Source organism: Planctomycetia bacterium, assembly GCA_021413845.1.
GTDB lineage: Bacteria > Planctomycetota > Planctomycetia > Pirellulales > PNKZ01 > PNKZ01.
Map to the genome: position 1 here is coordinate 137,795 of JAIOPP010000006.1, position 15,388 is coordinate 153,182.

At 59.0% G+C, this 15,388-nt stretch carries 9 protein-coding genes; 6 read left to right on the plus strand and 3 right to left on the minus strand.

Going from position 1 to position 15,388, the window contains the following annotated elements; genetic code table 11:
• Nucleotides 1-11: 11 nt before the first annotated feature.
• A complete protein-coding gene (locus tag K8U03_01065; GenBank protein MCE9603472.1) occupies nucleotides 12-1,880 on the minus strand; it encodes an alpha/beta fold hydrolase in 1,869 nt (622 codons plus the stop codon).
• 119 nt (nucleotides 1,881-1,999) lie between these two features.
• A complete protein-coding gene (locus K8U03_01070; protein MCE9603473.1) occupies nucleotides 2,000-3,745 on the minus strand; it encodes a DUF1254 domain-containing protein in 1,746 nt (581 codons plus the stop codon).
• Nucleotides 3,746-4,140: 395 nt separating this feature from the next.
• Between K8U03_01070 and K8U03_01075 the strand changes: the two genes are divergently transcribed.
• The gene (locus tag K8U03_01075) at nucleotides 4,141-4,632 is read left to right on the plus strand and encodes a cell division protein FtsH (GenBank protein MCE9603474.1); all 492 of its coding nucleotides are present in this window, start codon (nucleotides 4,141-4,143) and stop codon (nucleotides 4,630-4,632) included.
• 38 nt (nucleotides 4,633-4,670) lie between these two features.
• Here the strand turns inward: K8U03_01075 and K8U03_01080 are convergent, their stop codons facing one another.
• Nucleotides 4,671-5,828: a Fic family protein gene (locus K8U03_01080; protein MCE9603475.1), complete on the minus strand. Its 1,158-nt coding sequence runs from the start codon at nucleotides 5,826-5,828 to the stop codon at nucleotides 4,671-4,673.
• An 851-nt stretch (nucleotides 5,829-6,679) separates the two neighbouring features.
• Between K8U03_01080 and K8U03_01085 the strand changes: the two genes are divergently transcribed.
• From K8U03_01085 to K8U03_01105, 5 genes are all read left to right on the plus strand, one after another.
• A complete protein-coding gene (locus tag K8U03_01085) occupies nucleotides 6,680-8,542 on the plus strand; it encodes a DEAD/DEAH box helicase (protein MCE9603476.1) in 1,863 nt (620 codons plus the stop codon).
• A 308-nt stretch (nucleotides 8,543-8,850) separates the two neighbouring features.
• Nucleotides 8,851-9,261, plus strand: a complete 411-nt coding sequence (locus tag K8U03_01090) for a hypothetical protein (GenBank protein ID MCE9603477.1) — start codon at nucleotides 8,851-8,853, stop codon at nucleotides 9,259-9,261.
• Between the two features lie 87 nt (nucleotides 9,262-9,348).
• On the plus strand, nucleotides 9,349-12,540 hold the full coding sequence (locus K8U03_01095; protein ID MCE9603478.1) for a PSD1 and planctomycete cytochrome C domain-containing protein: 3,192 nt from the start codon (nucleotides 9,349-9,351) through the stop codon (nucleotides 12,538-12,540).
• A 57-nt stretch (nucleotides 12,541-12,597) separates the two neighbouring features.
• On the plus strand, nucleotides 12,598-14,082 hold the full coding sequence (locus K8U03_01100; protein ID MCE9603479.1) for a DUF1501 domain-containing protein: 1,485 nt from the start codon (nucleotides 12,598-12,600) through the stop codon (nucleotides 14,080-14,082).
• 24 nt (nucleotides 14,083-14,106) lie between these two features.
• The gene (locus K8U03_01105) at nucleotides 14,107-15,378 is read left to right on the plus strand and encodes a prolyl oligopeptidase family serine peptidase (protein MCE9603480.1); all 1,272 of its coding nucleotides are present in this window, start codon (nucleotides 14,107-14,109) and stop codon (nucleotides 15,376-15,378) included.
• Nucleotides 15,379-15,388 lie beyond the last annotated feature (10 nt).

The window sequence follows — 15,388 nt, forward strand, 5'->3', positions numbered from 1 at the left end:
TAAGCTGCCGCTTACTTCAGAAACTTCGAGAGAAACAAGGCTTCGACTCCACTAAGGTAATCGCGGTTGTCTTTCTTCGCGAAGCCGTGTCCTTCGTTATCCGCGTAGACCGTCCAAACGCTTTTGCCTGCCGTGCGGACTTTCTCCGCGATCTGCTCCGCTTCCGAAAACGGCACGCGCGGGTCGTTGACGCCGTGCGCCACTAAGAGCGCGCTCGTGATCTTCTCCGCGCGGTTCGCCGGGCTGATCTCTTCGAGAAACTTGCGCATGTCCGCATCGCGCTCGTCGCCGTATTCCGCCCGGCGCAGGTCTTGCCGATAAGGGCTCGTCCGTTCGAGAAACGTCACCCAATTGGCGATGCCGACGTTATCGATGCCGGCCCGAATGCGATCGCCGAAGTGGGTGAGCGAGGCGAGGACCATATAGCCGCCATACGAGCCGCCGCTCACGGCGACACGCTGCGGGTCGAGCTCCTTGCGCGTACCGATCCAATCCAACAGCGCGCCGATATCCTTGACGCTGTCTTCGCGCAGTCGCGCATTATCGAGAGCGAGATACGTCTTTCCATAGCCGGCCGAGCCGCGCACGTTCGGGATCACGACCGCCACGCCGAGCCGCCCGGCGTAGAACTGCGCGAGGCCGGAAAAGTCGGGCCGATACTGACTCTCGGGCCCGCCGTGGATGCTAATCAGCACGCCGACCGGTCGAGCGGGAGCGCTTGCTTCCTGCGCGCGAGGCCGATAGTAAAACGCCGGAATTTCCCGGCCATCGAACGATTTGAAACGGATCAGCTCGGGGGTGAGAAACGTACGTGGATCGAGTCCGCCTGCCTCGCTCATCGTCCAACGGGTGAGCTTGCCGGTCGCAAGTTCGTAGCTATACGCATCGGCCGGCGACGCCGGGCTCGACCACGTAAGCCCGAGCCGCGTGCCGTCGGGAGAAAACCTGAGCGCGCCGACGATTCCTTGCGGCAACTCCAGTGGACGACGTTCGCCGGCTCGCAGCAGGTAGAGCTTGCTATAACCTTCTTCGTTGATCGTAAACACGACCGCACCGGTCTGCTTATCGACCGTAACCCCCTCGACGTCCCAAGGGATATCGGCCGTGAGCGGCTTCATCGCGGCCGAGGCGAGATCGTATGCATAGAGTTGCGTAAACTCGCCGTCGCCGTCGTGGGTGAGATATAAGGTCTTCGCGTCGGGAGAGAACTTCATCTCGCCGATCGCGATCTTCTGCCCTTCCTTGCGGGGCAGCTTGAGCAGCGTCTTGTTTTTCGTATCGAGATCGAACAGCGCAGGATACGATTCATTGGCCGACACGTAGTGCGAGACCGCGAGCAATCGACCGTCTTGCGACCAGTCTTCGGCTTGCCAGAATTCGCTCTTCGTCTCGAACAGCAATTTTTCATCGCCGGTCTTCGTATCGACCGTGTATAGGTCGGTGTCGCGACCGTTGCGACGGTTGTGATGCACGACCATCAGCGAACCATCGGCATTGATCGGCCCGAGCTGATGCCGGCTCTTGCCGTCGGTCAGCATGCGGTGTCGATAAGCATTCGGTTCGAGGCGATAGATCTGATTGTTTTCGTTGCCGCCGCTTCCCATGAGGAACAAGATCGCGGGTTCGCTTCCTGCGCTATCGGGAACGGCGGGCAGATAGCGTGCGCCGGCGACCGGCTCGTCGAAAAACGTCAGTTGCTCGCGCCGGCCTCCCGGCTCGGCCACGCGATGGAGTTGCGACGCGTTGCCGAAGCGCGTGTGGATCAACATGGCGTTGCCGTCCGGCGACCACGACGCGAATTGCGCCGAGCGAATGTTCTGGTACTCGCGCAACTGCGCGAAGATCTCGCGCGGCACGACCGGCACTTCTTGCACGCGCACGGCAGCCGGTCGACGAGGATCGACCGGCTGCGTTTCCGCTTTCGTTGCGGCCGGCGTTTGAGCCGACGCATGGCCGCAGAGCAGCGCCGTGGCGAAGACGACGAACGATAAGCGCGCATCTACTTCACCGCCGTGACCGGGGGAACCTTATACGAACCGTCGAGCATCGACTCTTCCGGCCAGTAGAGCCGTAGCATCAAGATGAACTTGCCGCTCGGAGCCGGCAGCCAATTGGCTTCTTTGTCCTTGCCCGGCGATTCGTGCTGCACGAGCAAGTCGAGCGAGCCGTCGTCGTTGTACTTGAAGTCGTAGCGCGAGCTCACCGTGTAGCGGTTGAGCGCGTTCGGGACGAAGAAGTAAGCCGCATCGTACATCGTGATCGACCAGAAGGCCTTGGCCGGCGGCAACTTGCCTTTGTCGAAGTGGACGACGTATTTGTTCGCACCGTCGAGCGTTTTCCCGTCGCCGCCGATTTCGGCAGTCGGGTAGACGGCGTCTTGCGGACGGTTCGCACCGAGGCCGATCGCCGTGATGAAAGCGCGTTGCAAGTAGTCGGTCGCATAGAGACCGGTTTTGGTCGAGAAGGTCCAGCCGTTCACCATCACGCCGGCTTCGCGCATGTGGCCCATGATTTTCTTCTGCGCGGCGGCCGGAACCTCGGCCAAGCTCTTCGCTACGGTCGGATCGACTTTCGCGGCGTCGAAATCTTCGCCGACCTTGATGCCGACCTGCGCCAACTTCGCAACCATCGGAGCATCTTCCGCCGTCGGCGGATTCGTCTTCAGCAACTTCGCCAGCAGCGTGAAGTAGGCGGTGGCGTCGAGGCCGTGTACTTGCTCGCGCACGGCAGTCTTCATGTCGATCTTCGGATCGACCGCGGCCTTCGCCGCCGTATAAGGCTTGCCGTAGGCGCTAAGCGGTTCGAGCTTGAGGCCGTCTTGAAATTCATGCACCGCCTTGTAGTCGTCGGGCGTGCCGGTGCAATAGGTTCGGCCGAGGATCCAGACGAGGTCGGTCGCCGACTTATACTGCGTGAGACCTTCGGGAACCGTGCCTGTCCATTTCGGACCGGTGATTAGATACTTCTGCGCTTTCGTGCCGGTCGTGCGCTTGCCCGGCACTTGGAAGACGTTGGTAAAACCGTCGAGCATCGGCATCAAGTAGTAACGGTCCTTGGCGTCGGGAATGCCGAACACATACGGCTCGGCACCGAGATCGAGCCAAGCGAGCGAATATAAAGTGTCGGCATTCGGCGCGGTGACTTCTTTGTCGGTGGGAGATGGATAGCTCCGCAAATTCGCGAACTGGCCCATCGGCGCCAGCTTCCCTTCGGATGTCGTGACGTTCGTCATCACGCGGCGCGTGTACTCCATCGTGATCAGCGAATAGCCGTAGACGTAGGCCTCGACTGCGACGTCGGACGGAGCCGAAGTCTTCGCCGGCGTCATCTCGACAGCTTTCTCCGGTGTTTTCTCGGGTGCCTTTTCGGACGCTTTTTCGACGGCGGTAGCCGAAGGCTTGGCCGTCGGCGTGGCGGACGGAGTTGGAGTTATAGTGAGAGTTGGAGTTGAACTCGGTGTTGGTGTAGGTGTTGCAGTAGGTGTTGCAGAAGGTGTGGCGGAAGGTGTGGCGGAAGGGGATGCCGAGGGGGTAGCGACAGGCGTTGCTATGGGAGCTGGCGTTGGCGATGGAGTCGGCGTTGGAGTTACGGTCGACTTGGCGGCAGGCGTGGCCGTGGGTGTAGCAGCCACCTTCGCCGGTGTTTTTTCCGGTGCCTTCTTTTCTTCTTGGCAACCTCCGCCGAACAACAGCGACAGCGACGTCACGGCAATCGTCCAACGTTGCGAGAAAATTCGCGAACTCATCGTGGTTTCCTCATAGATGCAAGACAGTGTGGTGGAAAATACTTCTTAAAACGGCGTAGCTCTTCCGTGTGTTTGCCGTGAGCATGAGGCAACGTCGAAAAACGCAGATCCGTGGTAAATACTCGCGGCCGACTTCGAGATGCTCGTATCGACTTGCAAACTTCCTTCGATCGAAGATGCTGCTTGAACCGAGACTTCTCGGCGGTACATGTCGACGTATCCCGACGTGGGGTACTCGATGCGCCGAACAGTGTATCATTGCAGGATGCGGTTTTCATCATGGTGCGTGGTTTCGACGGGAATGCTGCCGGACGGTGAGCCGCTTCTCTGGGCGATAGTCGCCGGCGCCAGTTGTGAAGAGCCCCATGAAGAGCCGCAACGATAAACTAATTCCTATGAGTTCCGGCCCCGGCTCGATCGAAACCGCGACCGCCTACCACGAAGCCGGCCATGCCGCGCTGGCGCTCGCGCTCGGTCGACCGGTGCAACGGGTAAGCATCTTGCCGAACCAACTCCGGCTCGGGCTGTGCGAGTTTAAGAAGGGATCGTTTCGTCCGTCGCACGACGCGATCGAGACGGAGATTCTTATCCTTCTAGGTGGACTCGCAGCCGAGGCACGGCAGATGGGGGATTATGCCTGGGGTGGCGCATCGGCCGACCTGCGCGCAGTGCGAGGGCTCACCGAAATGCGCGCCGGCAGTGCCCGGCAAGTGGCCCGCCTCGAACGCCGGATGCTCGACAAAGCGGAGCACCTGTTAGACCAACCGGGAGTCTGGGACGCCGTGACCCGGATTGCCGAGGAGCTCTTGAAGACAACGGTCATCAGCGGCCGGGCGGCGAAGCATCTTTTCGATCTGGCGATGGCGCAGGCGGAGCGGCAAGGGTGAACTCCGGCGAACTCGATTCACTTTCAATATCCGAATAGCTACTCGTTCACGGATCCGAGATCCTCATACGCGATTCTATAAACTTCCGGCGAATAGAATGTCCGAGGCTGAAAGCCCGGAAGTTCCTTCACGATCCCGATTTTTTCCAGTTCTTCCAAATGGCGTTGAGCGACTTGGTAGTAGACCTTCCATTCGATCGATAATTCCGAGATACCGATAAAAGGCCCGGTAAATAATCGCTTTGCCAATTCAACAAGCCTTGCGCGTTTGCCGAGTTTTCCGATTCGGTCTAAGTATTCTTCGTGCAGTTGCATTAAGCGATCACAACGTAGGATGGTATCCTTGGCCTGATAGATCGTTGCGCGCAGGCAAAATGCGATCCAGGACGCCCAGTCGCCGGTGGAACTCACACGGTAAAGGTTGTCGACGTACTCTCTTCGATAGCGCTCGAAGTAATCGCTGAGATAAAGCCAAGGCTTCGTCATTTCGCATCGAGACTTCGTCATCAATGCCAATAGCAATCTACCGACACGTCCATTGCCGTCTTTGAAAGGATGAATCGTCTCAAACTGGTAATGAGCTAAGAAACAATCTACTAGGGGATCGAAACGGTTATTGTCGACGTGAAGATATTTTTCGAAGTCGTCTAAGCAGCGTGCCAGTTCAATTGGAGGCGGCGGCACGAAGCGACGGCTTTCCCCGATTGCAACCTGCACTTTGCGAAACTCGCCAGGCGTTTGATCGCCTCCTCGAACACCGGTCATTAAAGTGCGGTGCAAATCGCGAATCAATCTCAACGACAGCGGAAGGGGGTGCTCATCTCCTTGCTTGAGCGCGCGCCGATAGTTGAGGACTTCAGCGCTGCTTGACGCACGGCCTTCGGCACTCGTGTCGTGAATTTTTTCAAACAAGAAGACTTGCCGCGGCGTGGCATAGGTTCCTTCGATCCTCGAAGATTGAAGTGCTTCTCTTGTCGCTAAGGGATTCAAGAGCATCGCTGGATTCGCGACTCGACGCCCAACTCCTTCTAAAAGGCTCAAATTGCTTCGTGCTTCTACGATCAACGGCCAAATTTCGTCCGTCAACTTGAAATCCGGCGGCAATGGATTCGGAACAAAAGCGCGGTCGGCAATTCCGTCCCATTGAATCGCGTGGAGGGTGCCAGGTGAGTTCGATGCAAAATGGGATGTGTTCATACGACCAGTGCAGATGCTAACGAAAGGGAGTCTAAGTATTATTCTCGTCCGAAAATCATAAGAGAGGAGCCTCTCTGTATTGATTTTTACTTGAATTCGCATAAGTCATTTTATTTTAATCACTTAAATAGTATTAAAAGATAGATTTTTAGTCGTTATCCCGTTTGAAATCAGTTAATTCGGGGGGGGTCATGAATGTGCGGTTATAAGTTGCCGCTTCGTCCAATGCTCCTTTATCTTTGCACTTCCCTCCCCTATACTGAATCGCTTATCGATCAATGCTACTCGGGCCAGTTTCAGATTTCCCTGCCGATGTTCTTGGGCGGGCCGTGGTTCTCGAATCGTGGGTCTAACGACCGCGCACTTCGATCACGGCTTCTGAACGGTAACGACTCTGAACAGTACCTGACGCGTTCGATCAACCCGTGTGTATAGGGTAGACGGTTCCGACGGCTCGCAGCAATGTTTGCGCGAGGTCGCTCGACTGAACCGTAGAACGGCGTCTCGCCTGCGACTTTTCGTCGACGGGCTCGCGATTTGTTTCGCGCCGACGTCGGTCGCTCTTTGCGCGGAGGCAAACCAGGTGCTCCGTTACTCGTTCTTTAGGTACATGCTGAATGTCTTCCCCTATGTCTGAATTGAATTCCGAAGTCGAAACGGTCGTCGCCGATGCCGTCGCCGAAATCATCGCGACCGAGTCCGTAGCCGTCGAAGCGGTTACCGTCGTCGTCGACGATCCATTTGCCGAAGCGCGAGCTGCGAAGAAAGCAGCGAAAGCGGCCAAGGCCGCCGCGAAAGCTGCGCTGCAAGCGGAAGCCGCGAAAGCCAAGGAAGCCGAAATCGAAGCTTTGATGGCCGAGGCGGCACAATTGGATGCGCAAGTGAAGTCGGCTGCGGCGGCTGCCGCTCAGGCCGAAGCCGCTTCCGCCGGTGCGCTGCGCTCCGATACGGAAGGGGGCGTGAAGTTCGACGAACTTAATCTGCATGCGCCGATTCTCGCAGCGATCAAAAACGCCGGCTATGAGATCGCCACGCCGATCCAAGCCCGCGCGATTCCGCTGTTGCTCGAAGGGCGCGACGTGCTCGGCCAAGCGCAAACCGGCACCGGCAAGACCGCAGCCTTCGCGCTGCCGCTGTTGCAACGGATCGATCTCAAGAAGAACGTCACGCAAGTCCTCGTACTCACGCCGACGCGCGAACTCGCGATTCAAGTCGCCGAGTCGTTCGAGCGCTACGCCTCGGGCACGCCCGGCTTGCGAGTTCTCGCCGTCTACGGCGGTCAAGACTACAACGTCCAGTTCCGCGGTTTGGATCGGGGCGTGCATGTCGTCGTCGGCACTCCCGGCCGCGTGATGGATCACATGCGTCGTGGTTCGCTGAAGCTCGAAGGCCTCACCGGCCTCGTGCTTGACGAAGCGGACGAGATGCTCAACATGGGCTTCGCCGAAGACGTCGAATGGATTCTCGAGCAAACGCCTGCCGAGCGACAGATCGCACTCTTCTCGGCCACGATGCCCGAGCAGATTCGCCGCATTGCGCAAAAGTATCTACGCAACCCGGCCGAGATCACGATCAAGCAAAAGACAGCCACCGCGGATACCGTGACGCAGCGGTTCGTCGTGTCGCAACAGCACCAAAAACAGGCCGTTTTGGCGCGACTGTTGGAAGCCGAGCCGATCGACGGAGTGCTCATTTTCGTGAAGACGAAGAGCACGACCGAGCCTTTGGCCGAGTTCCTGGCGAGCCACGGACACCGCACCGGTGCGCTTAACGGCGACGTGCCGCAAAAGCAGCGCGAACGGATCGTCGAGAACCTGAAGGCCGGCAAGCTCGACGTCATCATCGCAACCGACGTCGCGGCTCGCGGGCTCGATGTGCAGCGCATCAGCCACGTCATCAACTACGATCTTCCGTTCGATAGCGAAAGCTATGTGCATCGGATCGGCCGGACGGGCCGCGCCGGTCGAACAGGCCACGCGATCTTGTTCCTCCATCCGCGCGAGCGCAACTTGCTCCGCCGCTTAGAGCAAGCCACGCGGCAAACGATCGAGCCGATGGAGATTCCCACGAAGCGTACGATCAACCAGCGACGTGTCGCACGTTTCCATGAAGCCATCACCGCGAACATGGAACATCGCGACTTCAACAGCTTCGTCTCGCTCGTCGAACAGTACCGCGGCGACCATCCGGAAGTGCCGACGGAGAAGATCGCCGCAGCCTTAGCCGCGATGGTCGTCGGCGATGCGCCGATGATGTTGACCGAAGATCTGCAATCGACGACGTTCGCCGATAGTCGCGATCGCAACAACGGCCCGCGCGGCAACGCTCGCGACGGTCGTGGTCGCGAGGGAGATGCGCGAGGCAATCGTCGTGGTCCGGTCGAAGGTCGCAGCCCGGAACGCATGGAGACGTTCCGTGTCGAAGTCGGCTACGCCCATAAGGTGAAGCCGGGGAATATCGTCGGCGCGATCGCCAACGAAACCGGCCTCGGCAGCGGTATCATCGGACGCATCGAAATCTTCGACGAGCACAGCACGGTCGACCTCTTGGCCGGGATGCCGAGCGAAATGTTCCTCGCGCTGAAGCAAGTGCGCGTCGGCGGCCGAAAGCTCAACATCACCCGTGCCGGCGAGACTCCGACTTACGCGCAAGAGGGCGAAGGGGCTCCGAAGAAGTTCAAGAAGAAGCCGAAGTTCGATAGTGCGCAAGCGTAAGCTTCGCATAGCGAACGCGATCACGTAACGAATCACAGCGGCGCGAATGAATCATTCGCGCCGCTGTTTTTGCAGGCGATCGTTCGATAGCCGCAGATGCATATCTGCGGGGAGGCCATCGCAGAACTACGCCGCGCCGAGCTGCCGGGGATATTCATCCCCGGCTATCGAACGATCTGATTGCGCTCGAAGTCACTCGATTCTTTACGAATCGACGCCGCTAGATACGACATTTCCATCGCCTACTTCTCGCTGCATTCTCCTGCGCGGCGAGATATAATTGGGCGTTCGTTTTCGCGAGGAGCTTTATGAGAACGAAGAAAGAAATTGCCCGGTCACTGCAAGACTTTGTTTTTACGAAGGAAGCCGAAGCTGATTTGCAGGTACTCGCTGAAGAGATCTCCACACATCCGAAGAAAAACGAATTGATCGAAGACGTGCTCAAGCTCTTCGAACGATTCCCGTACGAAGACTTTGGTGCCCCAGGACCGCTGGCGCACGCCGTCGAGGAGCATTACAAAAAGGGTTACGTCGATCGGCTCGCAGAATCGCTTGAGAGACAGCCGACCTCGTTGACTATCTGGCTCGCCAACCGAATCGTGAATGCCGGAGATAAGAATCACATGCGGTTCTTGAAGCTATTGGTCCAAGTATCTCAGCGAAGGGATGTGGACCGACAAGTTGCAAAACAGGCAAAAGAGTTTGCGAGTATACGTTGAATGTCGACGATCCTCTTGGCGGTGGCTCCATCAATCAATCCGGTATTTCGCTTGAATCCAGAGGTACGACGAATGCTCTGCCGTAGTATGCCGAAGCTCAGCTCGCTAAATTTCTTCGCGATTGCGGTCTTCCTAGTCGCGTATGGTTCCACGCTTTCCGCAGCCGAATCGTCGGCTCCCATCGAGTTCAATCGCGATATCCGGCCGATTCTGTCCGACAAATGCTTCGCTTGTCATGGGCTCGACGCCAAGCATCGCGAAGCGGAGCTCCGACTCGACACGCTCGAAGGAGCGATCGCCGACCACGACGGACATCGAGCCTTAGTGCCGCGCGATTTGAACAAGAGCGAGCTCTGGCAGCGGATCATCACGACGGACGCCGAGAAGCGAATGCCGCCGGCCGATTCGAATAAGTCGTTGACCGCTTCGGAAAAAGATTTGATCCGGCGGTGGATCGAGCAAGGAGCCCCATATCAAAAGCATTGGGCCTTCGAGGCACCCGCGAAGGTGGAAGTGCCGAAGTTGGAATCTTCCAAGGCTGGTCAAACTTCGAACCCGCTCGATGCGTTTCTTCTCGACCGACTCCAGCGTGAAAAGCTCGCGCTGAATCCCGAGGCCTCGCGCGAGACGCTCGTGCGTCGCGTGGCGTTCTCGCTCACCGGCCTGCCGCCGACTCCGGCGGAAGTCGACGACTACGTGAACGACCGCTCGCCCGATGCTTACGAACGGATGGTCGATCGGTATCTCGCCTCGCCGCGCTTCGGCGAAGAGATGGCTCGCTACTGGCTCGATCTGGCCCGCTATGCCGACACACACGGCTTGCATCTCGACAACGAGCGGCAAATGTGGGCCTATCGCGATTGGGTCGTCGGAGCATTCAACCGGAATCAGCCGTTCGACAAGTTCACGATCGAGCAGATCGCCGGCGACATGCTCCCGAACGCAACGAAAGAACAGCAGACCGCGACCGGCTTCAATCGCTGCAACGTCACGACGAGCGAGGGAGGTTCGATCAACGACGAACTCTTGTATCGCTACGCCGTCGACCGTACGAGCACCACGATGGAAGTTTGGCTCGGGCTCACCGGCGGCTGTGCCGTGTGCCACGATCATAAGTTCGACCCGATCTCGCATCGCGAGTTCTATTCGATGTACGCGTTCTTCAACTCCGCGGCCGATCCCGGCGCCGACGGGAACCTCTTACTGACGAAACCCGTCTTGAAACTCGCCACGACCGAGCAAGACAAGAAACTCGCCGAGCTTCAAGCTCGCATCACATCCGCGCAAAAGCAGATCGACGAAGCGATCGCGAAAGTGAAATACGTCGACCCGGCGACGATCGAGCCGAAGCCTCCGATCGAAGAAAAGGAAACGATCTGGCTCGACGACGACTTCCCGGCCGGCGCGAAGTTGCAATCGCAACCACCGACCGTCCCCGCGCAGTGGATCACCTCGACGAAGGCCGGTGATGTCGTCAGCGGCAAGCGAGCGCTGCGCCGAACCGAAGGGGGCCTCGCGCAAGACTTCTACGCCGGGGGTGCGGTGCCGTTCGACGTTCCGCCGGGTGCCGAGTTCTTCTTACACGTGCTCATCGACCCGCAAGATCCGCCCAAAGCCGTCATGCTGCAGCTACACAACAGCGGCTGGAACCAACGGGCCGTCTGGGGCAATGTCGATGCCATTGCACTAGGTGCGAAAGGAACGAGGCAGCGTGTCCACATGGGTCCGTTGCCGCCGGCCGGTGAATGGACGCGGCTCGTCGTCTCGGCCGAGAAGCTCGGCTTGAAACCGGGCGACGATATCACGGGCTTCTCCCTCACGCTAAAAGACGGCACCGTGACTTGGGACAAAGTCGGCATGACCGGCCGCACCGATCCCGGAGCCGATCCCGAGCGCTCGCTGCTCGCTTGGCGCAAAGGCGCCGCAGGCAAGGACACGCAAGGAGTGTCGGTCGACGTAAATAAAGTTCTCAAGGCAGGGCTCGCGAAGAAGCTTACTCCGGCCGAAGAGAAACTGCTGCAAGACTATTACATTCAACAAGTATGCGTCGACACGAAGGAGTCGCTCAAGAAACCGACGGCGGAGCTCGCCGATGCCAAAGCCAAGTTCGACGCGCTCGACAAGACGATCCCGAGCACGTTCATCTACAACGATCTTCCGACGCCGCGCGATAGCTTCGTGATGATTCGAGGCCAATACAATCAGCCGGGCGAAAAGGTCGAACCGGCGGTGCTTGCGGTTCTGCCGCCGCTCAAGAAGGCCGATCCGAAAGCGCGGGCCACGCGGCTCGATCTCGCCCGCTGGCTCGTCGCGCCGGAGAATCCGTTGACGGCGCGCGTGACCGTGAACCGCTTCTGGCAACAATTCTTCGGCACCGGTTTGGTGCGCTCGAGCGCCGACTTCGGTTCGCAAGGAGAACCGCCGAGCCATCCCGAACTGCTCGATTGGTTGGCGCTCCGATTTATGCACGGCTCGAACCCGCCGGCCGCGAAAGAGCAAGCGGCGAAAGATAGCGCCGGCCCGTGGGACGTGAAAGGCTTGATCCGACTAATGCTGACGTCGGCCGCGTTCAAACAGACGGCCCGCGTGACGCCGGCCTTGGTCGAGCGTGATCCTGAGAATCGGTTGCTCGCGCGTGGCCCGCGCTTCCGCTTGGATGCCGAACAACTCCGCGACAACGTTCTCTTCGTCAGCGGGCTCATGGATCACACGATGGGAGGCAAAGGGGTGAACCCTTACCAACCGCCGAACGTGTGGGAACCTGTCGGCTTCGTCGGCTCGAACACGCGTAACTACAAGCAAGATACCGGCTCGGCGTTGTATCGACGCAGCCTGTATACGTTCCTGAAGCGAACGGCACCGCCGCCGTTTATGGTGAACTTCGACGGCCCGAACCGAGAACAATTCTGTTCCCGGCGCGAGCGGAGCAACACGCCGCTGCAAGCCTTGCAGCTCATGAACGACGTGCAGCACATCGAAGCGGCCCGAGCGCTCGGCGAGCGCATGTTGAAAGAAGGGGGCAAGACGCCGGAAGAACGGATTCAATTCGCGTTCCGTGTCGTGCTGTCGCGCAAGCCGGAAGCCGATGAGATGAAGATCGTGCTCGAGGAGCTTGCCGCGCACCGCGCGAAGTTCGCGAAAGACGAAGCAAGCGCGAAACTTGCGATCGCGCATGGAGAATCGAAGCCGGATGCCAAGCTCGCGCCGGTCGAACTGGCCGCCTACACCCTCACGGCCGGCATGCTTTTGAACCTCGACGAGACGTTGAATCGCAACTGATGCTGCGCTGAATCGATACTCAAATTTTTCCTCCACCCGCCTAGCGGACGAATGAATATGGACCCGATCTTCGAGCAAAATTTATTGCACACTCGCCGTCAGTTTTTCGGCGACTCCGGCCTCAAACTCGGCGGCATCGCGCTGGCGTTGGCGAGCGGCGGCATGAGCCTCGGCGCGGCTTCACCGTCGCCGGTGTCGGGCCAAGGTCGCGTCCATCCGGCGTTGCCGGGCCTGCCGCATTTTCAGCCGAAAGCGAAGTCGCTGATCTATCTGCACATGAACGGCGCGCCGTCGCAACTCGATCTTTGGGATCATAAGCCGAAGCTCCACGAACACTTCGACAAAGATCTACCGGCTTCCGCGCGCAAGAATCAGCGTCTTACGACGATGACCTCCGGCCAAACGCGGTTTCCGGTCGCGCCGTCGAAGTTCAAGTTCACGCAAGAAGGGAAGTGCGGCCGTTGGATGAACTCCGAGCTGCTCCCGCACACGGCGAAGATCGTGGACGACATCGCACTGATCAAAACCGTGAATACGAACGCGATCAATCATGATCCGGCCTGCACTTTCGTGATGACCGGCAACGAAGTGCCCGGCTACGCGAGCCTCGGCTCTTGGTTGGCATACGGTCTCGGCAGCGAAAACAACGACCTGCCGGCGTTCGTCGCGATGACGCCCCGTTTCCCCGACGGCAGCAACGGCCAAGCGCTCTTCTCGCGCATGTGGGCCAGCGGATTCTTGCCGACCCGCTTCGGAGGGGTCACGCTGCGCAACGGGGGCGACCCGGTGCTTTATCTCCCGAACCCCGCGGGCATCGACACCGAACAGCGCCGCACGATGCTCGACGCGCTCGGCAAACTCAACCAACGGAGCTTCGCGCAACTCGGCGATCCCGACATTCAGGCCCGCATCTCGCAATACGAGATGGCGTTTCGGATGCAGCGCAGCGTGCCGGACCTGACGGATCTCTCGAAGGAGTCGCAAAGCACGCGCGAATTGTATGGGCCCGACATCGAGAAGCCGGGCTCGTTCGCACATAGCGCGCTCTTAGCGCGGCGCTTGATCGAGCGAGGCGTGCGCGTGGTGCAACTCTTCCATCGAGGTTGGGATCAACACGCGGGCTTGCCGAAGCAACTCGGCAACCAATGCAAAGACACCGATCAAGGAACCGCGGCGCTGGTGCTCGATCTCAAGCAGCGCGGCTTGCTCGACGATACGCTCGTCGTGTGGGGGGGCGAGTTCGGGCGAACCGTTTATTCGCAAGGAACGCTGACGAAAGAAAATTACGGTCGCGACCATCATCCTCGCAACTTCTGCATGTGGATGGCCGGCGGCGGCATCAAAGGGGGCATCTCACACGGCGAAACCGACGACTTCTCCTACAACGTCGTCGAGAACCCCGTAAGCCTCAACGAACTGAACGCCACGATCCTGCACTGCATGGGCATCGACAACAGTCGTCTGACGTATAAGTTCCAAGGACTGGACGCGAAAGTAACCGGCGTGGAACCGGCGCACCCGGTGAAGGCGCTGTTGGCATAGAGCGCCGATCGCAGACTGCGGGTGATGAGTAACGCAACAAGACGGCATGGGAACGCAATGAAAAACATAATGCTCGCGACGGTACTCGTCTTCACGTTCGCTGCGGCGGCAAGGACCGATGCCGCCGAATGGCCTCCGGAAAGAGAAAAGGAATCGGTGTTCACGGAGCGAAAGCTCGAGACCTTCAAGCATGGAGCCCGAAAGGAATGGGGCTACGAAGCGCCGCAGCAGGATACGTTCTTGGTGCTGCATCCCAAGCAGGATTTGAAAAAGGCCCCGTTGTATGTCGTGCTGCATTCCGCAGGTCACGATGTCCACTCCTGCTTGGCCTGCATGACGAAAGTCGGCAACCACGATATCTACCATGCTCCGCCGGAGTTTTTCGCGCTGTATTTGGATTGCCGTGCCAATAAAGGAGACTGGTGGTGGGGGAGCAATAAGTACAACCAGGCGGAAGTCAGCCCGACGGACAAACGAGTGATCGACACCGTGAAATGGGCGATCAAGCACTACGACCTCGATGAGAACCGAGTTTATTTGTGCGGCAACTCGATGGGAGGCAGCGGCACGCTCGGCATCGGCATGCGCCACGGCGATGTCTTCGCCGCGATCAAGGCCAACGTCCCAGCCAAGGTCGAACATGTCTCGAATCGGATGTACTTCCCTCCGCAGACGGTCCCCGTCGGCACGACGCTAGCCGATCCGCCGATCGTCGTCGACTACTCGGCCCCGAACGACACTTGGGCCAAGGGGCACGATACTTTCGCGCAGGCGATGAACCAACGGAAGTACGCCCTCTATTTCTATTGGGGCCCGTTCGGCCATGCGAACAACCATGCGAACATCATGAAGGTCAACGACCTGATCAATTCGTTCGACTGGCTCGGCGTAAAAAAGAACGAAGCCTATCCCGTCTTCACCGACGCTTCGACGAACGACCCGCTCCCTTGGCCGGACCACATGACCGAAACGAAGCCGGGTCAGATCAACGCCTTTTTCCGTTGGAAGAACATCTCCGACAGCTCGACGGGATTGGAGATGTCGCTGTTCCTCACTAAGCCCGCGGAGCTCAAGACGACGTTTACGATTCCCGCGGAAGCGACGAGCGACGTCAGTCTCCGCCGGTTGCAGACGTTCAAAGCCGCTCCGGGCGAAACGTTTCGCTGGACCTTCGGCACGGCTCAAGGCGAGGTCCGCGCGGATGCCACCGGTTGCATTACCGTTCCAAGGCTCAAAATTACCGCGGAACCGACGATCCTCTCGATCGTGAGTAAGTTGCAAGCGGCAAAGAACTGAGGGTGCGCTC